This is a genomic window from uncultured Roseobacter sp., assembly GCF_947499265.1.
Lineage (GTDB): Bacteria > Pseudomonadota > Alphaproteobacteria > Rhodobacterales > Rhodobacteraceae > Roseobacter.
Map to the genome: position 1 here is coordinate 1 of NZ_CANMNK010000016.1, position 24,376 is coordinate 24,376.

Consider the following 24,376-nt stretch of genomic DNA (forward strand, 5'->3'; position numbering starts at 1 on the left):
CCCCTCAAGGTTCACCTCCATCACCTGCAAAGGCTCCCCCGCAGCAACCGCAACCGCAGCTCGCGTTCTCATCATAAAATATTCCTCCTAGGACCACTGGCTCTTTTGGGGTGTGGTCTCGTTAGAAAGGAGTAGAGCCCCGCCCAAGGCTCAGAACAATTAAGACAATGGTGGGTATTGGGTCCGGTAGACAGCCGACACATGCTTGGCGCATAGTTGATGGGCAGCATGGAGAGACCGCATGACGAAACTCAAAACCCTTGCAATCTTGGCTGCTCTGACGGGTTTGGCGCTGCCAGCACAGGCGGCTGACTTCTCGGACCCCACATGGCCCTGTGTGCAACGCAAGGTGGAAACACTATCCCTAGGGCTGATGTGGCCCAATCCGGTTGATCCCGATGCCGAACCCGCCAGTGATGCGCTGCGCGCCGATATCGCGGATCTGGCCGGATACCTGTCCCTGCGCCGGGTTGAGCTGGACAGCCTGCAACCCCGTATCGATACATTTGCCGAAACATACAATGGGGATGCCGAAGCGCTTGGGATGGTCTTTGCCAGCGTTTTCGACACGCTTTCCAAACGCCGGACGCGAATCATCACGGGTATTGGAGATTTCTCCCTCAGCCAGATCGCCTTGGCGGACAAGATCGATCTGGCCCGCGCGGAAATGGACACCATTCTCGCCAATTCGGAGCCGGATTTTGATCGCGTGGACCTGCTGGAGGAACAGCTCGACTGGGATCAGGTGATCTACACCGACCGGCAGCGCAACATCAGCTATCTTTGTGAAACGCCAACCCTGCTGGAGCGGCGGTTGTTCAGCATCGCCCAGATGCTGCAGCAAGCGGTTCAGGATCAGGGGTAGCCGCCGCTATTCCCACTCCAGCTCGGTGAAAGCGACCGTGGCATTGCGCGGGTTATAGGCGTCAAAGAGCTGCCAATGCGGCGCTTCGCTTTTGGCAATCACCTCCACGGCCTCCCCCAACCGTTGGCCCGCATCGATGGCGGCCCTTGTGTCCGTTTCGAGCACCTGAAGATAGCGCGACATGTCCTGCACCCCCTCCGGCCAGTCCAGTGCCGGGCCGCCATGCCCAGGCACGACCCTTTGCACCTCCAGCGCTTCCAGCTCTGCCAGAACCCCGCGCCACCCGGTCAGCTTGCCATCGAGAGCGGGCGTGTGCCGGTGGAAAATCAGATCCCCGGCAAAGAGGGTGCCGGTCGTCGCATCCATCACCGTCACGTCGGTCCCCGTATGGGCCATCGGCCAGGCGCGCAGCTGCAGCACCCGATCCCCCAGATCGATTTCGCCCATGGTTTCAATTGCCATGTCCACGGAAACGGTCCGCGTGCCCAGCATCGCGCCGACACCGACAAGACGGTTGAGGCTTTCCAGATAGTTCGCCTGACGGTCTGACAGCGCGCGCGACAGATTGGCATGCCCGACGATTTCAGCCCCGACTTCGGCAAAGGGTCCTGCGCCCAGGGCGTGATCAGGATGCATATGGGTGATGATCGCGTGGGTGACGGGTTTGTCCGTCTGCGCTCGGATCGCGCGCCAGAGCGCCTCACCCATCCAGCGCGCCGAACCAGTGTCGATGACCGCAACGCCAGTCTCGCCAATCACGAACCCGAGGTTTGTGATATCGCCCAGATTGATTGCATCCGGTTCTTCGATCGCGCCCATGTGCACAAAAACACCGGGGGCAACCTCGGTAACGGCCAGCGCAGAGCCAACCGGTTCGCAGCGCGGCGCGCCCTGCTGCTGCACATCCTTAAAGACATCCAGATCGGGGGTTTTGGCCGCCAATGCAGCGATGCAAGCGGCCTGCGTTTGCGCTTCATATCCGGGCAAAAGGTGGTCGCGGCAGGGCCCTTCCGTCAGGCTCACGCAGAGGGCAATCACGGCTTCGAACATGGCAGTTCCTTTCGGCGGCACCATTCCACACGAAAACGTGAGGTCCAATCAGCCTTAGGTATATGTGTCTTTTTGCCTGTAATTGTGGCATAACGTCGCAAATTCCGTGCAGGAGGAGACAGGCATGGCTATGAGATTTGTGCACGCCGCAGCCCTTGCGGCGCTGATTGCGGGGCCCGCCTGGGCGGCGGATTCCGTGAAAAATCCGCTGACCGAAAGCGAGACCTGGAACGATCTGCGCGGCGACGTGATCGGCGAGGCCGAGATCGCCTCTGCCGAGGGGCTACTGTCGATTGAAGCACCCTACCGCGCCCATGATGCCGCCACCGTTCCCGTGGTTCTCAAGCAGACCGACCCCTCCAAGAGCATCACCGCCGCCACCGTGGTGGTAGATGAAAACCCCGCGCCGGTTGCCGCCGTCTTCGGGTTTTCCCCGGCCATGGGCGTACTGGATTTCGAATTGCGCGTGCGGGTGAACCAGTATTCCAACGTCCGTGTCATTGCCGAAACGCCGGACGGGTTCCACATGACGGGGCGCTATGTAAAAGCGTCGGGCGGCTGTTCCGCCCCGGCCACCAAGGATCCGGAAGTGGCGCTGGCCAGCATGGGCAAGATGAAACTGCGCAGCTTTGACGAGGGCGCCTTGGTCTCAACCCCGCGGCGCGAAGCCCAGATCATGATCCGCCATCCGAATTACTCCGGGCTGCAGCGCGATCAGATCACGCAGCTGTTCATTCCGGCGCATTTCATCGACCACCTTGAGGTCTGGCAGGGCGATGAACTGCTCTTTACCATGGACGGGGGCATTTCAATCTCGGAAAATCCGGTGTTCCGCTTTGGCTATAACGATAACGGATCAACGTCGCTGACGGTCAAGGCGACCGATACGGATGGCAACAGCTTTGAGAGCGAGCTGCCGAAATCCGTCAGCGGATAAAAGACGATCAGAACCAATGCAAAAGCGCTGCCGGAAATGCTCCCGCAGCGCTTTTTTACGTAATCAGAAACAGATGATTTCAGCCTCAGCCTGCGCACGCCGCAGATCAGCCACCAGGTTCTCGGCCATCGCTGCACTTTGGAAAAACGACATGCGCTCACCCCCGACCCGCCGCATCGACAGGACGGTTTCAGCCTCCAGATACTGCTCATAGGGCAGGATCGACGCGATCTCGTCAATGGAACAGGCGCAGCGGTCCAGCATTTCGCGGGTCTGCCCGTTGGTGACCATACAGGCGAACACATAGTCGGCCCGCGCCGCCGTGGGGTAGTCGTTCAACTGCTCGGCAACCGATTGCGCCGACACGATACCGGGCACCGCCAGCAGAACGCTCAGAGCAACCGCAAGCCGTTTCATGGCGCACCGTCGAGCCGGTGAAAGGACAATTCGGACCGGTAGACCTGCCCTGCAGAGGCCTCGGCCACCAGGCTCATATACCAGCCCGGCACTTCCTCGGACATGGTCACGCGCAACTCCAGATCGCCGAACCCCTGCATCTTGTCATGGTTGGGATCACCGGCAAATGGATACATGCGGATGGTCTGGGTGGTCACGGTCTTGCCCTCCACCACGGCCTCACCCTGCACGATGTCCGAGGCCTGCACCAAGGCGTCCTTGACCCGGTTGCGGATATAAAACGGGCTGCCACCCGCACTCTCGGCCATATCCCGCACAACCGTTTCATAGAAATACATGATCATCGGATTGCCAACACTCGCGGGGAAACTGCCCAGGGCGCGGTGCTTGCCATCCTGCCGGAATTCCAGCAGCGCCAGCGCCGCCTCCCCCTCGCGGAAACTCAAGGCAACATCGCCCGTGTCTCGCGTGGCCGTATCCGGTTTCAGCGCATTGCTGACCTCGCGTCGGTAGACCAGTTCGGCACCGCGATCGATCTGATCCAGCGTGCCGTTCTTGAACAGCATGTCATATGTCTTGTCGCCTGCCAGCGGCGCGGCCATCGCCACACCAGCGCAGAATACTGCCACCAGTCCAAGGGCTGAAAATCTGATCATTATGGCGTCCTCCCGGGCTTGAGTGTGCGGGCACGGCCCATGGCTGTCACCTCCGACTTTTGTCTGTGTCCGCCGCCTCTGAATGACCGCGAATTTTCCAATCGATCAGTGGCCGCAGCCGTGACAGCTCCGCCGGTTTGGTCAGCACGGACATATCGTTCTGCAGGCCCAGCCGCCGCACAGTCTCGCTGCGATCCGCGGTGATCAGGATCGCGGGCACCTGGGCGCCGGTGGCCGCACGAATGTCCTGTGTCGCCTGAACGCCGGTGTCCGTGCCATCCAGCTGATAATCCGCCAGAATGATATCGGGCGGCATGCCCAGATCGGTGATATGCGCCAGTGCCTCTTTGGTCGACCGCGCGGGCAACACGCTGGCCCCGCGCAGCTCCAGCCATTGCGTTGCGCCATAAAGCACATCGGCATCGTTCTCGATCACCATGACGATGTATTCCAGCGTGCCGTCGAAGGTGTCCTCGACCGGACCCTGCGGTACCGGCTGCGCCGTCTCAGGATCGACAACATCCATCTCGATGCTGAAAACCGATCCGCGGCCGGGCTTCGAGCGCACCGCCAGCGCGTGATCCAGCAGGCGGCAGGCGCGGTCCACCACCGACAGCCCCAGCCCCACACCCGACCCGATGGGCACATTCTCCGCCCGCGTGAATTCGTCGAAAATCCGCAGCTGATCCCTGGCCGAGATGCCAATGCCGGTGTCCCAGACCTCCAGCACAACCTTGGCGCCCTTGCGGCGACACCCCAGCAGAACGCGCCCCCCGGGATCGGTATATTGGATCGCATTGACCACCAGGTTCTGGATCGACCGCAGCAAATAGACCGGGTCGGAATGCACCACCAGGGTGCAGGGCACCACGTCGAGCCGCACGGATTTCTGCGCCGCCAACAGGCTCTGATCCGCCCTGACCCCTTCCATCAGCCCTTGAAGGCTGACATCAGTGGCCGAAACCGTGTCCGGATCCGCGCTTTCCAGACGCGAGATATCCAGCAACGAATGCAGCAGATATTCAGCGGAGGCAAAGGCCCCTTCCAACCGATCGACCATCGGGCTGAAGCGCGTCTCGCGGGTGGTTTCCTGCAGCGAGGAGATCAGCAGTTTCGCAGCATTGATCGGCTGCAACAGATCGTGGCTGGCCGCCGCCAGAAACCGGGTCTTAGAGGACACCGCCGCCTCGGCGCGTTCCTTGGCCACCCGCAATTCTTCTTCGACGCGCGCCTTTTCCTCATATTGCTCGGTCAGGCTGGCGTTGGCGCGTGTCAGCTCCGCGGTGCGCTCCATCACCCGGTTTTCCAGCACTTCCGTGGACCGGGTTTCCAGTGTGACGTCTTTCAGTTCGACCAGAAACCCACCGTCCGGCAGCACGTTGGCCTGCACATCCAGCACCCGGTCGGCACCATGGGACACCCGGGTGGTGAGCGAGCCTTTCTTCTTGAGTTCCTCACGCCAGGCATCAACCCGCAGCGGTGCATCCTCGGTGATCAGGGCCCGGGCGCGCATGAAATCCAGCAATTCCTGCAAGGGTGTGCCCGGTTGCAAAACCGTCAGTGGCACGCCAAGGATATCGCGAAACCGCCCGTTTTGCATCATGACTTCGCCAGCAGCAGAGAAGGTGCAAACCCCTGCGGTCATGTTCTGGAACACCGCCTGCAGGTAGTCCGCCTGCCGGTCGATCAGATGCTCTTTTTCCCGCCGGTTGTGCCGCACCAACGCGGTGATCTCGGTCAGCAGCAGCACCGTGTTTTCCGGCGAGGTCTGCTGCGCGCTCATCTGATACCAGCGGTCCCGCGCCACCTCCGCGACCAGCGACACCACGGATCCCGCGTGCTGACCGCTCTCCAGCGCGCGCCTTAGATTGGGCAATGTGCGATCGGTGGACACCAGATAATCGCTGCCCGCCATCAGGTCGAAACATTCCGCCAGCGTCAGCCCCGGCACGATTTTTTCCGAAATATCCGGCAGCAGGCCTTTGAAAAGGTCGTTACAGATGTTCAGCGCGCCATCGGAAAAAAGCGCCAGCCCCTCCTCCATCGACGCCAGGGCTTCGGCGAGCGTTTTGCGGGTCCGTTCCCGTTCATAGCGCGCGCTCTCCAGCTCCAGTGTCTGGGCCGCCACCTTTTGCTGCAGATCAATGGCGGATTGAAAGGCGCGGTAGGCCGAGGGCCCCACATCCTTTTGACGGCTGGCCCGGCGGATCAGCGCATTGATGATCTTGGCCTGCTTTTCGACCTGCACCTGGGGCGGGTCGTTCGGGTCGATCATGCTCAAAAGAACTTCCTTTGATCCGGTCCAAAGAAGGCCACCCCGACAAGGGTCTGGTTCATGTGCACGCCGCAATGCTGCTCGCCGTAGGTGTTGAAGCCAAAGACCCGCGCCGCCCCCAACACGTCCGAGACCGCGCGGCCCAGTTGTTTCTGTTCGATCTCAAGCTTGCGCAATACGCAGTCGAACCCGAGGATGAAATCCGGGTTACGGCCCTTGTCGTCCCTGATGTTCAGCCCGGTTTGCAGCGTTTCGATGATCTCCTGCCCCTGCCCAAGCGTCATAATCAACCCATCATCGATCGCGGCGAGAAAGGACAGTGCGCCGTCTGCATCCGCATCCGAAATGGCCCGCACGTAGTGGCTGTCCTTATATTCGATCAGCATCGGGTTTTCGGCAAAGATCTGCGGTGAAAGATCCTCCACCGCGCAGCCCACCAGCCGCGCGTATTCGGCAGCGGCTGGCGCACCGTTGATCTCGAATACCTTGCGTTCCTCGGGATCGGCATCGGTGATGATGATCTGGCTGTCAGCAGGCAGAAAGTGGTCAAACCCCACGCCCTGGAAGGGCAAGTCCGTTTCCAGCAGGAGCAGAAGCGCCGCATTGTGGTGGGTCTTGCCCTTGTGCAAAACATAGGTCTGTTCAAACCGCAGCCCGTCGCCCGCAGAGCCGCCAAAAACCGGCAGATCCCCCAGCACAGTTTCAAGTGTCGAGATCAGAACGTCTTCCTGTTTCGACAGACCATCTGTAAAGATCAGGCCCAGCCGATGCCAGCCCGCCGTGTGCTGAAACTTCTGCTCATGCCGTTGTGCCGCAGTTGCGATTGTGGTGGTGGAGAGTGGTTTCAGCGGCTCCAACAGCACCGAAGAGCAGCGAAAATGCGTTTTCGGAAAGGCCAGCAGCAGCAGCGCGTCGGTCTCATAGCCCTCTGTGGTGATCTGACCAGCGGTGGAGCAGCCAAAGACCGGCACACCGCCGAGGTTCTCCTCCAGCGTCTCCGCAATGATGGCGCCGTCCAGATCGCCGGGCACAAAGGCGAGCACGAAACAGGTCTCGTCGCGGTCGATCTGTGTTGCCGCGTTGCGGGCCGCGGCCTCTTCACCCACGGCACGGGAGAGCGCCACCGCGATGCAGGTTGGTTTCGCGCGCGCGTCGAGCATGCCGCGCCCTCCTAATGCTTGAGGAACGCGCGCGCTTCCGGTTCCGCCGCCCGTTGCGCGGCCATGGCCCCCTCGACCATCACCACGGCCTGGGTGCGATTGCTCACCCCGAGGCGCCGCAACAAGGCGGTGATATGCGCCTTCACGGTCGCTTCGGCCAGTGACAGCTCATAGGCGATCTGCTTGTTGGGTTTCCCGCAACAGATCAGCTTCATGATGCGTTGCTGCTGCGGTGTCAGATCGGCCAGCTTGGGGTGGTCGAATTCCACAGCCTGCGCATCGCAGTTGCCCGGCGTCTGGTATTCCTTGGGCACATAGGTCCGGCCATTGGTGATCTCGGCCAGCACCGATCGCAGCGCCCGGGCAGAGGTATCCTTGGGCAAGAACCCGCAGGCCCCCTCCTTCAGCAGCGATTGCACAAGGTCAAAGGACGCCAGCGACGAGATGACCAGGATCTTTGCATCCGGCAACTGCTGGCGCAGGCTGACAAACCCCGAAATCCCGATCACATCCGGCAGCTTCAGGTCGAACATCACCAATTCCGGATCGAACCCGGTTTTGGCTTCGGCCAGGGCATCGCTCAGATTGCTGGCCTTGCGAATATCGCACTCGGCAAAAACCAGCTCCAGAGCCGATTCCAAGGCGTCGTTATACAGCGGGTGATCGTCGACGATCAAAATCCTCGAAACCGAATCCTGATCAATTGGCGCACGTACGTGTTCCATTAAAAAATCCTCCCGCGCATGATCGTACTCGCAAAGCTTGCATTTTCAACTGCTACCCGGTGAATCCCCCCAAATCCGGTCATATTCAGCAAACTCACGGGTTTAGAGCCCCTCTTGAGGGGCCATTTTCGCATTATGTTGCATCTTCTCTCCGTCGCAGGGGTCAGCATGCGGAATCACATTTGCCGCAAAAACGCGCGGGTGAATGTCGCGAGCGACCCGGGCGTGGCCCCCGGATCGAAGATCGATTTGTCCAAGTGTCTGAGCAGCCTGGCGCGCCCCTCAGACGGCCCGTCCCGCCGCAGGATCGCCGCCGCCGCCCGGCGCAACTGCTGCACCTGGCCTGCACGCGCCGCCTGGCGCATCCGTCTGGCGAGCGGGTCAAAGGGCCCAAATCGCTCCAGCGCCTTCAGCCCCGCCAGCCGCCGCCCGGACAGCGCATACCCGACACCCAAAAGCCCCACCAGACCTGCCAAAGCCGCCATCGGCCACCCCGGCAGGCGCGCGGGTTCGGGGCGGCTTAAAACCAACGACGCGGGCTGTTCCTCCGGCACCGCCGACCCATAGGCCAGGCGCTGTGCAGAGATGGTAACCGTCCGCATCACCCGGTTGACCGTGTCGTAATAGTCGAAACTCAGCGGCTCCACGATGGTCGAGGTGTCGTTGCTGGGCCGGATGGTCCAGCGCCAGAAGGCATAAGTCTGCGGCCCCCCGGGCGACAGCTCGACAAACCGCTTGTCGGGATGGGCAAAGATCATCGCCGAAGGGGATTTCAATTCCGGCATTGGCGGGATCATTTCGGGCGTCACCCCCAGCGCCTCGATCCGCACCACCCGCAAGACCCCCTCGCCCGGCACCAGCTGATCGGGTGCGTTGGACCATTGGTCCGAAATGCGCAGCTGCTTCACCGGGAACCACCATGTCGACCCCGCAGGGGCCGGGGCCACCTCGAGGGTCACAGGCTCAGAGCTCACCGGATGCTCAAACCAATCATCCCGCTCATCCGTCAGGGTCAGATTATGGGTAAACGCGCCAATGGTCAGCGTGCCCGGCCGGTCCGGATAGACCGCCATGCGCCGGCTGAAGGTCTTGACCTTCTCGCCGTTCAACCGTTCTTCGCGCCAGGTGTCATCCCCTAGTTGCGTCCAGCTGAACCCGTCGAAATCCGGCTGCACCAGCTGTTCGCGGGTGATGTGCCGCCGGTAGATCCCCTTGATGGTGATGAGCACCATTTCCCGGGCCAGCGGGGTATGCTCGGTCTCCTCCACCTCGACCCAGAGCTTCAGCTCAGATGGCAAGACCGCCTTGGTCTGCGCCTGCAAAATCGTCGGCCCCAGCAGCAGGAGGATGCACAACAGCAGCCTCATCGCGGATCCTCCGCCTTGGGTGGGGACAGCCCCAGCTTCACCCGCCGCTTGTGTTCCTGCGCAATCCGGGCGGCCATGTAGTCCCCCGGCACATCGCTGAGCTGTTCCAGCCATCTGGCGTCCGCCACCATGAATTTATCATCGAAAATGCGCCGCACGCTAAACTGACCCCGGCTTCGCAATTCGGCCAGCCCCAGCATGGTATTGTTGTTGGTCACTTCGCTTCCCGTCCCGGCGGCGCGCGCATCACCCCGCGCGACAAAGCTTTCCTCGGTCGGCCCCTCCTTGCGCTCCGGCAGCAGCCCCAACGCGTCAGGGTCGATGCCCAGCCCGGCGTAATAGGCCGCCACCACGTCGAAATTCGCCTGCGCATCCGGGTGACCCCGCGCATGGGCCAGATCGAAGGCTTCGAGGGCGGCGGCATGGTGACCCCGGAAGGCTTCGGCGTTGCCGAGGTTGTAATGGTCCCGCGCCTGCGCAAAACGCGCCGCAGCATCGTCAAATTGCCCGGCGCGATAGTGCGCGGCCCCCTGCCAGTCGGGCGTGTCAAAAAAGGGCACCGCCAGCCCCGGCAAACCGACTGCCATCAGGGCGCGGCCAAAAGGGGCCGACCCGCCGAGGATCAGCGCTGCCGCCAGCGCGAACATGGATATGAGCGCCAGCGCCTTCATGCCGCCTGCCTGCGAAACAGCAAAAGCAGCGGAAAAAGCGCCAGGATCAACAGGTAGCGCCCCATGTCCTTCCAGAAGAGCAGTGGGTGGTCCTGCGCCTCCAGCCGGGTGCGCGCGGCCTCTGACAGCCAGTCCGCAAGCGCATCGGTCTGCTCCAGCGTAAAGACTCTGCCGTCGCCTGCCGCCGCGTGGGTCTCAAAGGCCGGATGCGGTGCGTTCAGCGACACCAGCGACAGCCGCGCGCCCTGTGCCGCAATCGCGCTGGCAGCCTGCAACGAGGCCGCGCCCAGGCCCTCGCCATCGCTCAGCAGGATCACATCCCCGGCCACAACCTCGGCATCTGCCAAGAGATCAACGGCCATGCGCAAAGCCCGTTCCGGGCGTGATCCGGGGTCAGGCACGGTCTTGGCATCGATCAGGGACAGGGTCTGCCCCAGCTGTAGGTGGTCCAGCGTCATATCCGTGGCAACATAGGCATCCCCGGCAAAGACAATCAGCCCGCCGGGGCGGGTGCCCAGCGAGGCCAGACCGAACCGCCCCATGGTCAGCATCTGCGGCCAGCGGGCATCTTCGGTCACGCTGGCGGAGGCATCGATGACAAAGAGCACGCCATCGAGGTTGCGAAAGGACAGCGTGTCGCGCCGCTCGATCGCCGGGCCCGCCAGACCCAGAAGGGTCACCGCCACAGCCGCCAGCATGGCCAGCAGCGGCGCTCGGCTGGCGCTGTTGTCGACCCGCCCCAAAGCCGCCATCGCCCGCAGGAGCGCCGGGTCCGTGGCCCTTTGCCAGTCGCCAAGACCACCGCGTCGGGTATAGAGCCACCAGCCCACCCCCGCGAGCACGGGCAGCGCCAGCAACCACAGAGGCCGCAGGAGGGTGAGGTCCGCGAGGCTCATGTAAGCTCCCGCCAGCCCAGCCAGAGGCTGAGGCAGACCGCGAAGGTCGCGGGCCACATCCAGTAGTCCCGAAAGACCTCCGCCGCCAATCCGTCGCTGTCTGTTGCTTCGAGCTGGTCCAGCGCTTGCGCCACGGCGGCCAGATCGTCGGTGGTTCTGACCCGGAAACTCTCGCCCCCCGAGATGTCGGAGATCGCGCGCAGTGTCGCGGCATCCACCACCCCGCGTTCGCCCAGTTCCGCAGTGCTCAGGTCCTTGGGACCCAGCGCGATGGTATGCACCCGGATGCCCATCCCGGCGGCCAGCTCGGCCACCCCGCGCGGGTTTGTGGCGCCTGCGTTATTGACCCCATCCGACAGCAGGATAACAACGCGGGAGGCCGCCGCGCTCTCGGCCATGCGTTTGACCGCGAGCCCGAGCCCGTCGGAGATGTTGGTGGCGCGGCCCGAGATGCCGATGGTGGCACCTTCGATCCGCCGGGCGATGGCTTCGACGTCAAAGGTGAAGGGCGAGGCGTAATAGGCTTCCGAGCCAAAGACGATCAGCGCAACCCGGTCGCCGCCGCGCCGCCGCGCAAAATCGGCGCCCACCGTAGTGACCGCTTCGAGCCGGGTGATCTGACGATCATCCAGATGGAAGTCATCCCGCACCATGGAGCCCGAAAGATCCAGAACAATGGCCAGATCGCGCCCGGTCACTTTCAGGGCGGAAACCGGCGCCAGATCGCGTGGGCCGGAGACCGCCAGCAGCATCAGCGCCCAGATCGCCCAGAGGAGGCCTTGCCGCATCTGCAGGCCCGTGACCCCGGCCCGCCCCCGGCCTGCGGCCAGCAGCGCGCCGCCAATGCGGTCGGGCACCTTGATCGCCCCGCCCGCCATCTGCGCCGGCCCCAGCAGGCGCATGGCCAGCAGCGGCAACGGCAGTGCCAGCAAAATCCATGGATCGGCCAGCTCAAACACGCGCGCCCACCTCCGCCTCCAGCGTCGCCAGATCGACCCCGCCCCCGGGCTGGTAAATCGCGCCTTTGATCTCCGCATACCGTTCCGGGGCCAGACCGCGCATCAGATGCAACAGCGCAACGCGCCGCTCGGCATCGGGCAGCTTTTGCACCTCGGCAAGCCGGGTTTTCAGGGTCTTTTCCGGCATTGGCCGCCGTTTCAGGCTCAACGCGCGCAGCACACCCGCGACCAGCAGGGCGGCCAGGCTCGCCAGACCAATGGCCACCGCCAGATCCGCCGCCATCCCCCCCGCAGCTTCCGCAGGCAGCTGGATGTCCTGCAGGCTGGTCAGCATCGCCGTTTCGCTGATCGCCCGATCCGTCATGCTGCGCGCTCCGCCGGAAACGCCGCCACGATGCGCCGCGCCATCTGCTCCACGGTTTCGCCGGCATCCAGCACCAGCGCTGCGCGGCCCGCGATCTGCCGCACCGGGTCCTCGGCAGCCGCCGCACCCCCGCCCAGCGTCAACCGCACACGGCGCCCATCCGCCATGCGGATCGGATAGCGCCCCTGCGGCATCCGCGCAATCTGCGCATCCGTCACCAGCACCAGCCGGGGCATCCGCCGCCGCGCCAGCGCATCAAGCCGGTCCGCCAATCCGGCCCCCGGCACGTCAAACCCCGACCCGATGATCAGCTCAGCCCCCGAGGGCACCAACCGATCCGCCCGCGACAGCGCCTGATCCAGCGCCGGGTCGTCCGTCCCCTGCCCCGCGACCATCGCCACCAGCCCCGCCTCATGCGCCTGCACCATGCCGCCGATCACATCGAGCATCCCGCGGGCCCGCCCCCGCGGCGGCACGATCACCGGCTCCCCCGCCGTCAGTGCCAGCACGCCCACGCGCCCGCCGCTCTCCACCACGTTCCAGCCGATGAGCGTCAGCGCCTCCGCGACAGCCACCGAGCGAAAGGCCCGGCGCATCCCCCAGAACATCGCAGGCCGGAAATCGGCCACCAGCAAGCTGACCCGGTCACGCTCCTCCTGAAACTGGCGCACATGCAACCGCCCCGTCCGCGCCGTGGTGCCGCGATCCAGATGCCGGATGTCATCCCCGGCCACATATTCGCGCATGTCCGCGACCTCCAGCCCATGGCCCTTGCGCCGGGTGGCAAAGCCGCCGGGCAAGGCGGCCAGCACCGGCGCGGCCTCCGCGGTCAGGGCGACACGGCGCAGGGCAATCAGGGCATCGGAGCGCAGGGCAACACCCGGGGCCTGCAGCGCCTCGCTCATAAGGGCGGCGTGGCGTTCAACACATCCGCCACCACATCGCGCGGCCTGCGCCCATCGGCCACCGCGCGCCAGCTCAGCACCATCCGGTGCGCCAGCGCATCGCCTGCCAGGGCGGCCACATCCTCGGGCATCGCATAATCGCGGCCCTGCAGAAAGGCCCGCGCGCGGGCGGCGGCCGCCAGCGCCAGCGATCCGCGCGGCGATACCGCATGTTCGATATCCACCGCCTGCGGCCCCTCCCGCGTCGCCAGCACCAGCCGCACGATGTAATCGCGCAGCTCCGGCGCCAGATGCACCGCCCGCACCGCCGCCCGCGCCGCTGCCAGCTCTTCCAGCGTCAGCGCCTGCACCTCGGGCGCCCCACCCTGTGTCTCGGCCTCCACCAAATCGAGGATTTTCCGCTCGGTCTCCAACCCCGGAAGTTCCAGCACCACATGCAGCAAAAACCGGTCCAACTGTGCTTCGGGCAGCGGAAAGGTCCCGTCGTGTTCAATCGGGTTCTGCGTGGCCACCACCAGAAACGGATCGGGCAAGGCATGGGTGTCATTGCCCGCGGTGACCTGATGCTCGGCCATCGCTTCGAGCAGCGCCGATTGCACCTTGGGCGGCGCACGGTTGATCTCATCGACCAGCACCAGATTGTTGAAGACCGGCCCCGGCACAAACTCGAAACTGCCGTCCTGCGGCTTGTACACCGGCGTGCCGGTCAGGTCCGAGGGCATCAGGTCCGGGGTGCATTGGATGCGGGCAAAGCTGCCCTCCACCGCATCCGACAGCCATTTGACCGCGCGCGTCTTGGCCAGCCCCGGCGGCCCTTCGACCAGCAGATGCCCATCGGCCAGCAGAGCCACCAGCAGGCGTTCAATCAGAACCTCATGCCCGACAAGACCGTTCGCCAAATAGGACGACAGCGCCGCCACGCCCGATTTCGCAGGCTCCGGTCTCGTATCCATAGCTCCTCCCAGCCGCGATCGCGCGGCCTTTTGCCCGTCACGGTACCCCTGCGGACCCGCTGCGCAAATACCACCGAAAGTATTACCTTCAGATTGGGGCGCGCTGACATCCCGGCGCGACGATGGCGGCAAACCGGGCATCGCCCATGGTTTCCGCCGCCTGCGCCAGCAGGGTATCATAGGCGCTGTCGATGTAGTCGATGAAACCGGGTTCAATGGTCTGATCCACCGGCGCTTCGGCCACCGCGTGCATCATGAAGACGTCAAAGGCGCAGAGCCCGCCGGGATTGGATTTCAGCAAGGCCCGCATGAAATCACGCGATTCCCAAGACAGCCGCTGCAGGTTCAGCGGCGTCTCCTGCAGTTTCGACTGAAACACCGCCGAGCGGTCAAAGAGCAGAATGTCCATGCCGAAGGTGAAAGACTGGAACAGTTCCTCCACCAGAATGGAGGTGTAAAACGACCGCTCCAACACGCCCAGATGCTTCAGGCCGGGCTGTTTGACCATGATATGGGTCCCCTGCCCGCGCCTGCCGAAAAAGGTTTGCGCCATCGCCGGAGAGGTCGCAGCATAATACCCCTGCGCGGGCAGGCCCAATTGATAGACGCTGTTCATCCAGCGTAAATCCGCCGATAGGGCCTGATTGGGGGGATGCCCGGAGTAGAGCCGCAGGATCACCGTGCGCCCGGAGCCGCAGCCATTGGCGTCCTGCCCGGCATAGCGCATGGTCAGCGGCTTGCCGAAAACATGAGCCGCCAGATCGCGAAACGCATTGATGATTTCCAGCGAATTCGGGTGCGGGCGTTCACCGACGATGCACAGGCTCGCCCCCGCCAGATCACGCCCGTTTATATGCACCGGGATCGACAGATCACGCCCGAGCATGGTCGTGCGCAATTCATAATTCCAGCCGCGCCGCGCCAGATCGATATAGGCAACCCGGTCCGCCGCCACCGGCGTTATGGCAAAGAGCGCAAGAAATACCCCCAAGATCAGACGACGCATATGCCGGAACCTCCTCAGGCACGAAACTAGGGCGGGCAGGTAAAATCGTCCATGCATTTGCCAAATATCCCTGTTCAGAACCGTCTCTGTGGTGGTGTTTTGCACGCCCACTTCGCCGAATCTCCAATTTCTGTTAACCTAACGTCAAGATCTCGGCCCGACCCAAGAAGGAGAATACCATGGGCGTAGATATTCCTGACGACTATGAAATAGATCTCAACCTCAGTGGCGGCGCAACGATTGACGGGGATCTGTCCCTAGACAGCGACATCCGTGTGCGTGAGTTACCGACCATCGAGCTCAGGGTGCGCGAGTTGCCCGAGATCAGGATCGGGGTAACCGAAATTCCGAAAGTGCAGCTTGGGCTCGATCCCGTCGATCTGTCGCTGCGGATCAAGGAAATTCCAGCGATCCGGGCGCATTTGCCGGCCAATTTCAAAGTGGGTCTGTCCCTGCTGGGCAACGAATTGCTCTGCATCAATCTTTGCGGCGAGGCGCAGGTCATCACCGAGGATTACAAGCCCAACCCTTGTGAAATCTGCGGCCCGGTGGGCAGCACGACCAATGCGCGGGAAATCGCTGGCAGCGCCAACCGCATTGACCTCGTAGACGACAATGGCTGATCTCAAGGAGGGCATCCAGCTGCGCAAAGGGCAAGGGATTGCGCCCTTCCAGGTCGCGCGGCCGCAATCCGGTGTCCTGAAACTCTCCGGCGCGCTGAAGAAAGAGCTTGGGGCGGACGTGAAGGCGCGGCTGCTGCCCCGCAAAGGGCAAACGCGGATCGCGACCCGTCTCGGGACCACCGCTCCGCCCGGCACGCATAAGGCCACGCTGGTGACCGAAGAGGGCGAATACCCCGTCGTGGTGGATGTGCCCGCGCGCGCAAAGCTGCGCCTGTCGCCGTCGTCTGTACACGTTACCGGGCGGCCCGGTGACCGGGTGACTTTGGATTTCGTGGTGAAGAACACCGGCAACGTGGCGCTGGAGGTGCCGACGGGCGGTGTTGCCGGGCTCTTTGCCTCCGACGGGCTGGCCGGTGCCTTTGCCGCCGCCTATGGCTCGGAGGCCGAGGCGCCGCTCGACATCTTCGGCGATTTCATCCTGGGCCTGCGCCGGTCGTACCTGGGGCTGATGCGGTTTCGGCTGACGCCGGAGATCAAGGGCCCGTTGGGCGCCGGGCAGCACTGCAAGGCCAGTGGCGACGTCGTCCTGCCCGACCCGCTGAACGCGGATACGCAACTGGGCGAGGGTCGCGCCTTTCACGCCGTTGTCGTGATGAAGCAGAACCTGCGGCTCACGGTCCGCCTGACCCTGAGCCATCCGAACCACAAGGGGGACAGCAGATGAAACAGCGAAAGAGCCTTTCCAAGGACATGCGCGATACCGTGGACAGCATGTCCGACGTGATGGCGCGCCAGATGGACCTGACCGGCGACATCATCGACGGGCTGGCGGACACGGCGCAGCGGTTCCTGTCCTCGCTGAACACGGGACAATCGTCCAATTGCTGCGACATCCCCGAACCCTGCTGGATGCCCAAGGACCTTGGCGAATATCACTGCAAGCTCTGCGCAGGCAGCACCGGCATCATGGAAATCCGCATCACCAACACCGATTTCCGCCCACGCAATTTCACCCTTGCCGCCGCCGGGCCGGATGCCGGGCGCATCACACTCTCGCCCAACAGCTTCACGCTGGGCCCGAAAGAACGCCGCACCGTGCGCGCGGAATTCGACACCCGGCTGGATGACACCGTGCATTGCGCGGATTTCGAGGCGCTGATCTGGGTGGTCGGTTGCAACAGCCACTACCTGCGCTGGACCGTGGAGGTCGGCAAGTCTGAGCGCCCCTGCTGCCACCATGTCGAAGTCTTCGACCAGCCGGACTATGAACATCACTGGTACGATCACTTCTACTGCGTGCGACCGTGCTACGGCAAATCCACGCGCCCCGGCACCGCGGGCAAGAGTGACGGCTGACCCATGTCGAATACACAATTGAAAGACATTATCGGCCAGGCCATGCGCCTGAACATGAAGTATTACTCCGGCCTCTTTGACGTCACCAAGGACTACCTCAAGGCCCTGCAGGGTCTGGCGGAACAGGGGGTTGCCCAGGACACACCCGCCAAACCCGCCCCGCCGCAACCCGCCGCCCCCGCGATCCAACCGCTGATCCTCGCGGCCCCTGCCGGCAAGGTCGCCACCGCCAGCTTTGCCGTGACCAACAGCACCGGTCAGGAGGTCGCCGCCGATCCGGAACTTTCCGAAAACCTCAAGGCAGCGGGCGTCAAGGCCGAACCCACAGGCCGCATGGTCGGCAAAGGTGAAGACGTGGTTTTCACCCTCAAGGGCAAACCAACGGGCAAGATGAAACTTGACCAAGATCTGCACGGCACCGTCAGCATCCGCCCCTTCGGTGACCGTGACATCCCCGTGGTCTTGCGCCGCCTGCCCCCTGCCGCCAAGGCGAAAGCAAAAACACCATGAGCGCGCCGGGCGGCATCATGGCCGAGGGCGTGCTGGTGCAGGCCATGCACCTTTATTCCGCACTGGTGATGAAACCCTATGAACAGGGCCGCAATGCCGGGCTCATCGAACGCACCACGCTGGGCACCCTGCCAAAACCGCTGGACCGCAAAGGCCTCGGCCCGCATTTCTCGAAGAAATACCCCCGCCCCGTGCTGCTGGGCCGGGCCACGGAGAATGACGCGCTGGTCTCGGAGTTCGACCGTATGGGCGAGATCTACGACGCCTATGTGCGCCCCTTCTCCACCCCGATCATGAATGCCGCCGTGGAGGAACTCTCCGCCTGGATCAAACCGGATTTCCGCTTGCTCGATGCAGGCTGCGGTGCGGGGCGTGAGCTCTGTCGCTTGTCGCAGATGGTGCCGCAGGGCGAAGCGGTGGGCATCGATCTGGCCGCGGGCATGGTCAACGCCGCCCATGCCGCCGCCCGCGCCAAGGCCTTTGACCACACCGCCTTTTTCCAATCCGACGTGGGCGATCTGCCAGAGGTCTTCACGGGTCGGTTTGATCTGGTCTATTCCTGCCTTGCGCACCACCACTACCCCGACCCGCCCGCCGCTACAGCCGAGATCTTCCGCGCCCTGCGCCCCGGCGGCTATTACACGGTGATCGACGCAGGCCCCGAGTGGTTCGTCAAACGCTCCTCCGGCCTCGCGCTCTGGGCCGATCCCGGCTGGATCGGATTTCACACGCCCGAGCAATTCATGGCGCTTTTCGAGGCGGCAGGCTTTGAAAACACCGGCTGGATCGACCTTGTGCCCGGTTTCGGCATCGCCTGCGCGCAGAAGCCGGTTTGAACGAGACCGCCTACGACCGGGCCCTCATCGAAGAGGCCCTCAAGACCGCAAGGACCCGGACCGAAAAGGCGATGACCCGCTTTTTCGATGCGCGCCGCGAAACGGGGATGAATGTGCTTTACGACCAGATCAGCGACTATCCCTTTCGCGTCGGCAAAGGCCTGCGGCCCGCGCTGGTCTATGCCGCCTGTCAGGGCATGGGCGGGACGCAGGCGCAGGCCGAAAACACCGCCACCGCCATCGAGCTTTTCCACAACGGCGCGCTGGTGCATGACGACATCGAGGACATCTCGGATTTCCGGCGCGGGGATGAGACGCTCTTTCGCCGCCACGGGGTGCCGATTGCGATCAACACCGGTGATGCGACCTTTGTCTTTTGCCTGTCGCTGCTCTTGGACAATGTCGACCAGCTGGGCGTGCGCAAGGCGATGCGGATCCTCAAGGATTTCGAGCGGCTCAGCCGCGAATCCGTCGAAGGCCAGGCCATTGAACTGGATTGGATCCACAACGCGCAGTTTGATCTGGAGACCGAAGATTACCTGCGCATGGCCTACAAAAAGACCTGTTGGTACACGATGATCGCGCCCCTGCGGCTGGGGGTTGTGGCAGGCTCCGGCCCCGCCATGGTCGCCGACCTCGAAGAGGCGCTGATCGATGTGATGGAGCTGGGCTATCTCGCAGGGATAGGCTTTCAGGTGCAGGATGATCTTTTGAATCTCACCGCCGATGAGGTGCTCTACGGCAAGGAAATCAGCGGTGACCTTTATGAGGGCAAACGCACGGTGATGCTGCTGCATTTCCTGCGCACCGCCCCCAAACGCCAGCGGGCGCGGGCGATCCGGCTGCTGACCCTGCCCCGCGCCGACAAGGAACCCGATGAGGTGCGCTGGCTGCTGCAGGCGATGCATGAGCAGGGCTCGATCCAGCACGGGCGGGAGTTGGCACAGGATTTCATCAACCGGGCGCTGAAGTTCGAAGCGGAGGGGCTCGCCTTCATGCCCGAAACCCGCCACCGGCAATTCCTGCGCGAAGTGCTGAAATACGTGATTGCAAGACTGAAATAAGAGGGACCGACATGCCACATGACCACGACCACGGGAGCGCCCCACCCAGCCCGTTCGAAGAGCTGATGAAGCTGCAAAGCGCGTTTCAGCAGAGCCTCAGCCAGGCCACGATGCAGTATCTGCGGCAGTTGCAGGGCATTGTCGGGCCGGTCACGCCGGGCACCGTGGTGCAGCAGGTGGAGGGGGCGACGATTGAGCTGAAAATGCGCCCCGGCGCGCAGGCCAAGGCGACGGTGACCGTGGAAAACCGCCAGCGGGTGCATTCGATGGTCACACCCATGATCACGCCGCTGGTGTCGGATACCGGGGCCACATGGTTTGCCCAGACCGCGTTTTCACCCCCCACGGCGCTTCTCGCAACCGATGAGGTCATGGAATTCGCTTTGGTGCTGGATGCCCCTGCAGAGATGCCAGTGGGTGTTTTCCGGGGTGCTGTGTTGATCTACGGCTGCAGCGACGGGGTGGTGCCGCTGGAGGTCACGGTGACCAAAACCACGCGCGCGACCCCTGCCGCCAAGAAAAAGGCCTCTGCGGCCGCTGCAAAATCAAAGGCCGCCACGGCAAAGAGCAAAACCGCCACGGCGGCGAAAAAGGCGCCCGCCAAAAAACCCGCCGCCCGTAAACCTGCCAAATCCAGCTGAGGAGAACGACCATGCCCAATAGCGCAAACATTCGCCTCGTCGATCCGCCCGAGGACGCGGGCCGCACCACCGCAAGCCTCTTTGCCTCGCTGGCCAGCCGTCTGATCACGCTGCATTATACCTCAGGCGTTAGCGTCATCGGCTCCACCCTCGCCGGGCTGGCCGAGGCCGGGCGTGAGATTTCCAAGACCGCCGAGGGCGCGCGCATCCGCCGCGCGCTGGAGGCCAGTGCCGTGAAGGACAATGGCGAACTGCTCTGGAGCGCCCTTCGCGTCACCGGCTGGACCGAAGGCATGCCCGCCGCCCCCGTCCTGGATCACATCCGCAACGATCTGGCGCTGCTACTGGCCGACGATCTGGCCGAGACCATCGACAACGTCCCTGCCCCGCTGGAAAACAAGGTGCACCGCAGCGGCACCGTGCCCGTCCCGATCACCTTCATCGACACGCTGATGGGGCTGTGGATCCACTCCCGCGAGATCGTGCAATCGGTGGAGGCCCTGGCCCGCAGCGCGCCCGACCGCGACGCGATCGAGCCCGGGGACGCGGTGCACAGCGGCCCGATCCTGCGGTGAGCCGGTTCGATGCGCTGCGCCCGCCGGTGCTCAGCGATCCGACGGCGGCGGCCTATAAGGACTGGTTTCACCTCAACGTCTTCCTGCCCGACAGCGGACGGGTGGTGCTGATCAACCTGTCGCTGCACGGGCCCCCCTGGGACAAACGCGCCCGCGCCGTGGGGGTGGCGCTGGCCAGCACACAGGACGGCGACTGGATCGGCGGGATCGAGATCGCCTCCCTCTCGGACAGCAAAGTCGACACCCAGGCGCTCTTTCTCTCCACCGTCTCGATGGCCGTCACCCGCGACGGCACAGCGCTGCACGCCCGCGTCGCCCGGCCCGGGGACGGGCTCATCGCCGACCTCATCGCCCGCCCCCTGCTGTCCACCGCGAGCCTGGACCTGACGGCAGCCTTCGGCAGCGGCTGGATCGGATGGAGCGCCATCCCCGCCCTCGCCCTCTCCGGCACCCTCAGGATCGACGGCGAGGATATCGACCTGACCCATGCGCGCGGCTACCACGACCACAACTGGGGCCGCTGGTTCTGGGGCGAGGATGTCGCCTGGGAATGGGGCGCCTGGGTGTTGAGCGAGGACATCACCATCGTCGCCGCCCGCGGCACCGACAAGGCGCACCACAGCCGCCAGCCGCCACATGTCTTTCTGATCCACGGCACCCGCGTCTACGGCTTCACACCCGATCAGATCGACCTCACCTATGACGCGGCGCCGACCCGCACGGCCCGCCGCCTGCCCGGGGCGCTGGCCGCCATCCACCCCGACCGCCGCGCGCCCGACCTGCCCCGCACCGTCACCCTGCGCGCTGACAGCCGCCTCGCCCGTTTTGAGCTCACCTTCGAAACCGACACCGCCGCGCAGCTGCTGCTCAGTGACCCGATGCGCCCCGGTGCGGGCTTCATCAACGAATTGGCCGGGCGCTGCCATCTGGTCGCCACGCTGGACCACCGGATGCTGCGCGCCAGGGGATCGGGGGTGTTTGAATATGTCGAGTGACCCCCGCCACCTGCGCGACTGGATCATCGCGCTCTACGCCGCCCTGCAAGAGGCCGAACCGCACCGCGCCCAGGCCATCCGCAAACTCGCCGGCACACAAGTCTCCCGCATGGTGCTGGATGACGACCGCGTCACCGTCCGCTTTGACCGGGACACGCTGCGGGTCACCCGCCTGCGCGCCACCGCCAGCCTGAAAAGCCCGAACGGATCCACCGACCGGCACACCGTCAGCGCCCTGCTGCTGGGCTATCTGGAAATTTCCGAGGCCATTTCACGCGATTTCATCCGCCTGCGCGGCACCGCCGATGAGGTCATGACCATCTGTGCGATCATCGAAATCCTGGTCGATGCGAGCACCCGCATCCCTGCCCTGCAAGGACTCGCCGCCGCGTTTCTGGAAACCACCGGGCAGGGTGGCCTGCGGGCCGACCGGCGCACTCGCATTGCACAGAGCCGCTTTCTGGCCGACAAGGAAAGGGATCTGCTGCGGCGCGAGGGTCTGTTGAAGGCCCCGGGCGGCCTCTAAAACCCCTGCATCACCATGTCGACGGCCCGGGTGATCGCCTCGTGCTGCGCCTCCAGGCTGGCAACAGGCGCCCCCAGCATCGCACGCGGTACGGCAGCCATGAACTGCGTGACCATCACCACCCTTTCCGCCTCAACCTCGAAGGTCGGGTTCAACCATGCGGCGGGCTTAGGGGCGGCCTCCGCGGGCATCAAGGGTGCCACGACCCGCGTGTTCAATTCCGACAGAAGGTCGCTTTGCAGATCCAGCAGATATCCCGGCCCATCCGGGTTGCGGTAGACATCATGGCGCGGCATTTAGAACTGCCGATACCGGGTCAACGGCAGGCCGTGGGTCTCGACATAGGTGTTGGAGCTTTCCAGCGCCGCAGCATTCTCCGCCTGCCAGACCGCCGCGCGGGCCTCGGCAACGGCGGCACGCACGCCCTCTTCCGCCGCGCGCGACAGGTTCACCTTCAACGCGCGCGCCTCGCGCAACAGCGACGTATCAAGGGATAGGTTTGTAGGTTTGCGATGGGCTGCAGGCATGGGCATCTCCTCTATGCGCAAATATAAGAGAGAAAATCATGCGCGTCAAGCATGCGCATATTCATGCGTACTCAGTATATTGCAGCAAAACAGTCTCTAACAAGGCAGTTTTTACCCACCGTCTCACAGTTCTTCAAATGCCCCGGGCATGATTTCCTCCCAGAAAGCAAAGACGGCCTGCGCATTCAGCGCCGACATCCAGCCGTGCCGCTCAAAATCCGCTCGGGCCGCCAGGTCCTCGATGCGGGCCAGAAACAGCCGCTTGTCCGCATCCCGCTGTGTCGGCGTCCGGCTGGCCGCCAGATCCCGCACCCGCCCCAATCGCTGCGCCCGCGCGCTGGTGGCCGGTGGCACCGGCTCTTTCGGGGTCTCCGCATAATCATCCCGCAGCGCCGCCGCCAGATAGCGCGCCGGGCTTTTCACCCCGGACTGCGCCGCGACGTAATCCAGCTTCTCGCCCACAAGTGTCTCGCCATGTTCCAGCATCCATTGACGCGCCAGACGGTCACTGACCCCCATCGCCCGCAACCGGTCATAGACCGGCGCGCGCCGCAGCCCCTCGCCGTCATCCAGGTCAAGGATCGCCAATTGCGGGTTCTGCTTGATCAGAAACCGAATGTCGGTGACCGCCCTGCCCCGCTTGCGCACCTCCGGCGTGATCACGATGTTGCTGGTGCGGTTCACCTCGGCGACCGCCGGTTTGATGATCTTGGCGTTGAGGTGTTTGTAGACCTCGTAATAGGCGCTCTCCTCGACGCCCATCAAGCGCCGGAAGGTTTCCAGCGACCACCACCCGGTGCTGCCCGTGCGGTGAAACCGGTAGCAGTTTTCATAGAGCGCCAGCGCATGCCCGCTGGTGAAGCGGCGCTGGATGTTGAGGTTGATCAGCGCAAACACCTTCGGGTCAGCCAGCTTTTCGGCCAACGCCGGGGAATAGGCGTATTCGCAGACCCCGCCCTTGAGCTTGGCATAGCTCAGCAGGCTGGACACGCCCCATTCCTGCTGACCCGCCTCGTCCAGCATATCCCATTCCGCCACCGTTTCGGCGAGCCCGCGCAGCGACGCTTTCAGCGTATCGAAATCATTGGAGTTATACCCCACCATCAGGCAGAGCGTGCGCGCATCCATCTGGAACGAAGCCGCCTGGGTCAGCGTGTCATAGGCGTTCAGCAACAGCACGTTGCTCAGCTTGCGTTGCAGCAACGTCAGCTTGCCTGACACGTGGATCGCGGCCACATGCTTTTTGACGGCGCCCCGTCGGAGCGACCCCGTCAGTTTTTCCTTTGGAATATCTTCCATCCTGCTCACGCCTTTTTGGCCGGACCTCTGAGGATCCCTGACCGATACCTTAGCCTCAAAGGCACCTAAATTCAATCCGGGACTGGATACCTTTTGTGTCGCTGAGATGCCGGGCCGTGAGGTTTCCGCTCAACGGCTAAGGAACCCAAATACGGGATGCATTTTACCCGATACCCGCATCAATAGTCTCTATTGTACGCAATAGGCCCTAAATCCCG

General features: G+C 63.8%; 29 protein-coding genes. 12 read left to right on the top strand and 17 right to left on the bottom strand.

The genetic code is table 11. The annotated features are described in order from the left end of the window. The first annotated feature begins 241 nt into the window (after positions 1 to 241). Positions 242 to 865, top strand: coding sequence for a hypothetical protein (locus tag Q1A63_RS24845; RefSeq protein ID WP_298976803.1), 624 nt, complete (start codon positions 242 to 244; stop codon positions 863 to 865). Between the two features lie 6 nt (positions 866 to 871). Here Q1A63_RS24845 and Q1A63_RS24850 read toward each other — a convergent pair whose 3' ends face one another. Continuing rightward, positions 872 to 1,915 carry a quinoprotein relay system zinc metallohydrolase 2 gene (locus tag Q1A63_RS24850; RefSeq protein WP_298976802.1) on the bottom strand — a complete coding sequence of 348 codons (1,044 nt, stop codon included), beginning with the start codon at positions 1,913 to 1,915 and terminating at the stop codon, positions 872 to 874. A gap of 124 nt (positions 1,916 to 2,039) precedes the next feature. Here Q1A63_RS24850 and Q1A63_RS24855 point away from each other — a divergent pair, with 124 nt between their 5' ends. Then, on the top strand, positions 2,040 to 2,852 hold the full coding sequence (locus tag Q1A63_RS24855) for a quinoprotein dehydrogenase-associated SoxYZ-like carrier (protein WP_298976800.1): 813 nt from the start codon (positions 2,040 to 2,042) through the stop codon (positions 2,850 to 2,852). Between the two features lie 63 nt (positions 2,853 to 2,915). Here Q1A63_RS24855 and Q1A63_RS24860 read toward each other — a convergent pair whose 3' ends face one another. From Q1A63_RS24860 to Q1A63_RS24920, 13 genes are all read right to left on the bottom strand, one after another. After that, on the bottom strand, positions 2,916 to 3,269 hold the full coding sequence (locus Q1A63_RS24860) for a hypothetical protein (RefSeq protein ID WP_298976799.1): 354 nt from the start codon (positions 3,267 to 3,269) through the stop codon (positions 2,916 to 2,918). Continuing rightward, positions 3,266 to 3,925 (bottom strand): hypothetical protein, encoded by a 660-nt coding sequence (locus Q1A63_RS24865; protein WP_298976797.1) that lies wholly within the window; start codon positions 3,923 to 3,925, stop codon positions 3,266 to 3,268. The genes Q1A63_RS24860 and Q1A63_RS24865 overlap by 4 nt, the downstream gene beginning before the upstream one ends. Positions 3,926 to 3,971: 46 nt before the next feature. Further along, positions 3,972 to 6,200, bottom strand: a complete 2,229-nt coding sequence (locus Q1A63_RS24870) for a PAS-domain containing protein (protein WP_298976795.1) — start codon at positions 6,198 to 6,200, stop codon at positions 3,972 to 3,974. Positions 6,201 to 6,202: 2 nt separating this feature from the next. Then, a complete protein-coding gene (locus tag Q1A63_RS24875; RefSeq protein WP_299632678.1) occupies positions 6,203 to 7,360 on the bottom strand; it encodes an FIST N-terminal domain-containing protein in 1,158 nt (385 codons plus the stop codon). 11 nt (positions 7,361 to 7,371) lie between these two features. Continuing rightward, positions 7,372 to 8,085, bottom strand: a complete 714-nt coding sequence (locus Q1A63_RS24880) for a response regulator transcription factor (RefSeq protein WP_299508015.1) — start codon at positions 8,083 to 8,085, stop codon at positions 7,372 to 7,374. Positions 8,086 to 8,261: 176 nt separating this feature from the next. Next, a complete protein-coding gene (locus Q1A63_RS24885; protein WP_299632679.1) occupies positions 8,262 to 9,452 on the bottom strand; it encodes a hypothetical protein in 1,191 nt (396 codons plus the stop codon). After that, positions 9,449 to 10,123: a hypothetical protein gene (locus tag Q1A63_RS24890; RefSeq protein ID WP_299632680.1), complete on the bottom strand. Its 675-nt coding sequence runs from the start codon at positions 10,121 to 10,123 to the stop codon at positions 9,449 to 9,451. The genes Q1A63_RS24885 and Q1A63_RS24890 overlap by 4 nt, the downstream gene beginning before the upstream one ends. Beyond that, positions 10,120 to 11,019, bottom strand: coding sequence for a VWA domain-containing protein (locus Q1A63_RS24895; RefSeq protein ID WP_299632682.1), 900 nt, complete (start codon positions 11,017 to 11,019; stop codon positions 10,120 to 10,122). The genes Q1A63_RS24890 and Q1A63_RS24895 overlap by 4 nt, the downstream gene beginning before the upstream one ends. After that, complete coding sequence (locus Q1A63_RS24900) at positions 11,016 to 11,978, bottom strand: VWA domain-containing protein (protein WP_298976784.1); 963 nt, start codon at positions 11,976 to 11,978, stop codon at positions 11,016 to 11,018. Before Q1A63_RS24900 ends, Q1A63_RS24895 begins: the two co-directional genes overlap by 4 nt. Beyond that, positions 11,971 to 12,342: a hypothetical protein gene (locus Q1A63_RS24905; protein ID WP_298976782.1), complete on the bottom strand. Its 372-nt coding sequence runs from the start codon at positions 12,340 to 12,342 to the stop codon at positions 11,971 to 11,973. Before Q1A63_RS24905 ends, Q1A63_RS24900 begins: the two co-directional genes overlap by 8 nt. Beyond that, positions 12,339 to 13,247: a DUF58 domain-containing protein gene (locus Q1A63_RS24910; RefSeq protein ID WP_298976781.1), complete on the bottom strand. Its 909-nt coding sequence runs from the start codon at positions 13,245 to 13,247 to the stop codon at positions 12,339 to 12,341. The genes Q1A63_RS24905 and Q1A63_RS24910 overlap by 4 nt, the downstream gene beginning before the upstream one ends. Next, a complete protein-coding gene (locus Q1A63_RS24915; RefSeq protein ID WP_299632683.1) occupies positions 13,244 to 14,200 on the bottom strand; it encodes an AAA family ATPase in 957 nt (318 codons plus the stop codon). The genes Q1A63_RS24910 and Q1A63_RS24915 overlap by 4 nt, the downstream gene beginning before the upstream one ends. A gap of 88 nt (positions 14,201 to 14,288) precedes the next feature. Further along, the gene (locus Q1A63_RS24920; protein ID WP_298976778.1) at positions 14,289 to 15,206 is read right to left on the bottom strand and encodes a hypothetical protein; all 918 of its coding nucleotides are present in this window, start codon (positions 15,204 to 15,206) and stop codon (positions 14,289 to 14,291) included. A 179-nt stretch (positions 15,207 to 15,385) separates the two neighbouring features. Here Q1A63_RS24920 and Q1A63_RS24925 point away from each other — a divergent pair, with 179 nt between their 5' ends. The 10 genes from Q1A63_RS24925 to Q1A63_RS24970 are packed head-to-tail and all read left to right on the top strand — an operon-like array spanning position 15,386 to position 22,332. Continuing rightward, positions 15,386 to 15,829 carry a hypothetical protein gene (locus Q1A63_RS24925; RefSeq protein WP_298976777.1) on the top strand — a complete coding sequence of 148 codons (444 nt, stop codon included), beginning with the start codon at positions 15,386 to 15,388 and terminating at the stop codon, positions 15,827 to 15,829. Continuing rightward, positions 15,822 to 16,553: a hypothetical protein gene (locus Q1A63_RS24930; RefSeq protein ID WP_299632684.1), complete on the top strand. Its 732-nt coding sequence runs from the start codon at positions 15,822 to 15,824 to the stop codon at positions 16,551 to 16,553. Before Q1A63_RS24925 ends, Q1A63_RS24930 begins: the two co-directional genes overlap by 8 nt. Continuing rightward, entirely contained in the window at positions 16,550 to 17,185 is a 636-nt protein-coding gene (locus Q1A63_RS24935; RefSeq protein ID WP_299632685.1) for a hypothetical protein, read from the top strand. Before Q1A63_RS24930 ends, Q1A63_RS24935 begins: the two co-directional genes overlap by 4 nt. Positions 17,186 to 17,188: 3 nt before the next feature. Then, entirely contained in the window at positions 17,189 to 17,695 is a 507-nt protein-coding gene (locus Q1A63_RS24940) for a hypothetical protein (protein WP_299632686.1), read from the top strand. Beyond that, positions 17,692 to 18,531, top strand: a complete 840-nt coding sequence (locus Q1A63_RS24945) for a class I SAM-dependent methyltransferase (RefSeq protein ID WP_299632687.1) — start codon at positions 17,692 to 17,694, stop codon at positions 18,529 to 18,531. Before Q1A63_RS24940 ends, Q1A63_RS24945 begins: the two co-directional genes overlap by 4 nt. Beyond that, a complete protein-coding gene (locus tag Q1A63_RS24950; protein WP_299632688.1) occupies positions 18,528 to 19,595 on the top strand; it encodes a polyprenyl synthetase family protein in 1,068 nt (355 codons plus the stop codon). The genes Q1A63_RS24945 and Q1A63_RS24950 overlap by 4 nt, the downstream gene beginning before the upstream one ends. 11 nt (positions 19,596 to 19,606) lie before the next feature. Next, positions 19,607 to 20,236 carry a hypothetical protein gene (locus tag Q1A63_RS24955; protein WP_298976768.1) on the top strand — a complete coding sequence of 210 codons (630 nt, stop codon included), beginning with the start codon at positions 19,607 to 19,609 and terminating at the stop codon, positions 20,234 to 20,236. Between the two features lie 11 nt (positions 20,237 to 20,247). Then, positions 20,248 to 20,811: a hypothetical protein gene (locus Q1A63_RS24960; protein WP_298976767.1), complete on the top strand. Its 564-nt coding sequence runs from the start codon at positions 20,248 to 20,250 to the stop codon at positions 20,809 to 20,811. Continuing rightward, positions 20,808 to 21,806: a hypothetical protein gene (locus Q1A63_RS24965; protein ID WP_298976766.1), complete on the top strand. Its 999-nt coding sequence runs from the start codon at positions 20,808 to 20,810 to the stop codon at positions 21,804 to 21,806. Before Q1A63_RS24960 ends, Q1A63_RS24965 begins: the two co-directional genes overlap by 4 nt. Continuing rightward, the gene (locus tag Q1A63_RS24970; protein ID WP_298976765.1) at positions 21,796 to 22,332 is read left to right on the top strand and encodes a hypothetical protein; all 537 of its coding nucleotides are present in this window, start codon (positions 21,796 to 21,798) and stop codon (positions 22,330 to 22,332) included. Before Q1A63_RS24965 ends, Q1A63_RS24970 begins: the two co-directional genes overlap by 11 nt. On the opposite strand, the gene Q1A63_RS24975 is transcribed toward Q1A63_RS24970, so the two are convergent. The 3 genes from Q1A63_RS24975 to Q1A63_RS24985 all read right to left on the bottom strand — a co-directional run bounded on the left by Q1A63_RS24975 (position 22,329) and on the right by Q1A63_RS24985 (position 24,158). Continuing rightward, positions 22,329 to 22,628 (bottom strand): CcdB family protein, encoded by a 300-nt coding sequence (locus Q1A63_RS24975; protein ID WP_298976763.1) that lies wholly within the window; start codon positions 22,626 to 22,628, stop codon positions 22,329 to 22,331. The two genes, Q1A63_RS24970 and Q1A63_RS24975, sit on opposite strands and share 4 nt — an antisense overlap. Further along, the gene (locus Q1A63_RS24980) at positions 22,629 to 22,859 is read right to left on the bottom strand and encodes a type II toxin-antitoxin system CcdA family antitoxin (protein ID WP_298976762.1); all 231 of its coding nucleotides are present in this window, start codon (positions 22,857 to 22,859) and stop codon (positions 22,629 to 22,631) included. Between the two features lie 123 nt (positions 22,860 to 22,982). Continuing rightward, positions 22,983 to 24,158: a replication initiation protein gene (locus tag Q1A63_RS24985; RefSeq protein ID WP_298976760.1), complete on the bottom strand. Its 1,176-nt coding sequence runs from the start codon at positions 24,156 to 24,158 to the stop codon at positions 22,983 to 22,985. Positions 24,159 to 24,376: the final 218 nt, after the last annotated feature.

Bases quoted from the DNA above. Each gene is read 5' to 3' on its own strand.
- Q1A63_RS24845 (WP_298976803.1), top strand. From the start codon at position 242: ATGACGAAACTCAAAACCCTTGCAATCTTGGCTGCTCTGACGGGTTTG.
- Q1A63_RS24850 (WP_298976802.1), bottom strand. From the start codon at position 1,915: ATGTTCGAAGCCGTGATTGCCCTCTGCGTGAGCCTGACGGAAGGGCCC.
- Q1A63_RS24855 (WP_298976800.1), top strand. From the start codon at position 2,040: ATGGCTATGAGATTTGTGCACGCCGCAGCCCTTGCGGCGCTGATTGCG.
- Q1A63_RS24860 (WP_298976799.1), bottom strand. From the start codon at position 3,269: ATGAAACGGCTTGCGGTTGCTCTGAGCGTTCTGCTGGCGGTGCCCGGT.
- Q1A63_RS24865 (WP_298976797.1), bottom strand. From the start codon at position 3,925: ATGATCAGATTTTCAGCCCTTGGACTGGTGGCAGTATTCTGCGCTGGT.
- Q1A63_RS24870 (WP_298976795.1), bottom strand. From the start codon at position 6,200: ATGATCGACCCGAACGACCCGCCCCAGGTGCAGGTCGAAAAGCAGGCC.
- Q1A63_RS24875 (WP_299632678.1), bottom strand. From the start codon at position 7,360: ATGCTCGACGCGCGCGCGAAACCAACCTGCATCGCGGTGGCGCTCTCC.
- Q1A63_RS24880 (WP_299508015.1), bottom strand. From the start codon at position 8,085: ATGGAACACGTACGTGCGCCAATTGATCAGGATTCGGTTTCGAGGATT.
- Q1A63_RS24885 (WP_299632679.1), bottom strand. From the start codon at position 9,452: ATGAGGCTGCTGTTGTGCATCCTCCTGCTGCTGGGGCCGACGATTTTG.
- Q1A63_RS24890 (WP_299632680.1), bottom strand. From the start codon at position 10,123: ATGAAGGCGCTGGCGCTCATATCCATGTTCGCGCTGGCGGCAGCGCTG.
- Q1A63_RS24895 (WP_299632682.1), bottom strand. From the start codon at position 11,019: ATGAGCCTCGCGGACCTCACCCTCCTGCGGCCTCTGTGGTTGCTGGCG.
- Q1A63_RS24905 (WP_298976782.1), bottom strand. From the start codon at position 12,342: ATGACGGATCGGGCGATCAGCGAAACGGCGATGCTGACCAGCCTGCAG.
- Q1A63_RS24910 (WP_298976781.1), bottom strand. From the start codon at position 13,247: ATGAGCGAGGCGCTGCAGGCCCCGGGTGTTGCCCTGCGCTCCGATGCC.
- Q1A63_RS24915 (WP_299632683.1), bottom strand. From the start codon at position 14,200: ATGGATACGAGACCGGAGCCTGCGAAATCGGGCGTGGCGGCGCTGTCG.
- Q1A63_RS24920 (WP_298976778.1), bottom strand. From the start codon at position 15,206: ATGCGTCGTCTGATCTTGGGGGTATTTCTTGCGCTCTTTGCCATAACG.
- Q1A63_RS24925 (WP_298976777.1), top strand. From the start codon at position 15,386: ATGGGCGTAGATATTCCTGACGACTATGAAATAGATCTCAACCTCAGT.
- Q1A63_RS24930 (WP_299632684.1), top strand. From the start codon at position 15,822: ATGGCTGATCTCAAGGAGGGCATCCAGCTGCGCAAAGGGCAAGGGATT.
- Q1A63_RS24935 (WP_299632685.1), top strand. From the start codon at position 16,550: ATGAAACAGCGAAAGAGCCTTTCCAAGGACATGCGCGATACCGTGGAC.
- Q1A63_RS24940 (WP_299632686.1), top strand. From the start codon at position 17,189: ATGTCGAATACACAATTGAAAGACATTATCGGCCAGGCCATGCGCCTG.
- Q1A63_RS24945 (WP_299632687.1), top strand. From the start codon at position 17,692: ATGAGCGCGCCGGGCGGCATCATGGCCGAGGGCGTGCTGGTGCAGGCC.
- Q1A63_RS24955 (WP_298976768.1), top strand. From the start codon at position 19,607: ATGCCACATGACCACGACCACGGGAGCGCCCCACCCAGCCCGTTCGAA.
- Q1A63_RS24960 (WP_298976767.1), top strand. From the start codon at position 20,248: ATGCCCAATAGCGCAAACATTCGCCTCGTCGATCCGCCCGAGGACGCG.
- Q1A63_RS24970 (WP_298976765.1), top strand. From the start codon at position 21,796: ATGTCGAGTGACCCCCGCCACCTGCGCGACTGGATCATCGCGCTCTAC.
- Q1A63_RS24975 (WP_298976763.1), bottom strand. From the start codon at position 22,628: ATGCCGCGCCATGATGTCTACCGCAACCCGGATGGGCCGGGATATCTG.
- Q1A63_RS24980 (WP_298976762.1), bottom strand. From the start codon at position 22,859: ATGCCTGCAGCCCATCGCAAACCTACAAACCTATCCCTTGATACGTCG.
- Q1A63_RS24985 (WP_298976760.1), bottom strand. From the start codon at position 24,158: ATGGAAGATATTCCAAAGGAAAAACTGACGGGGTCGCTCCGACGGGGC.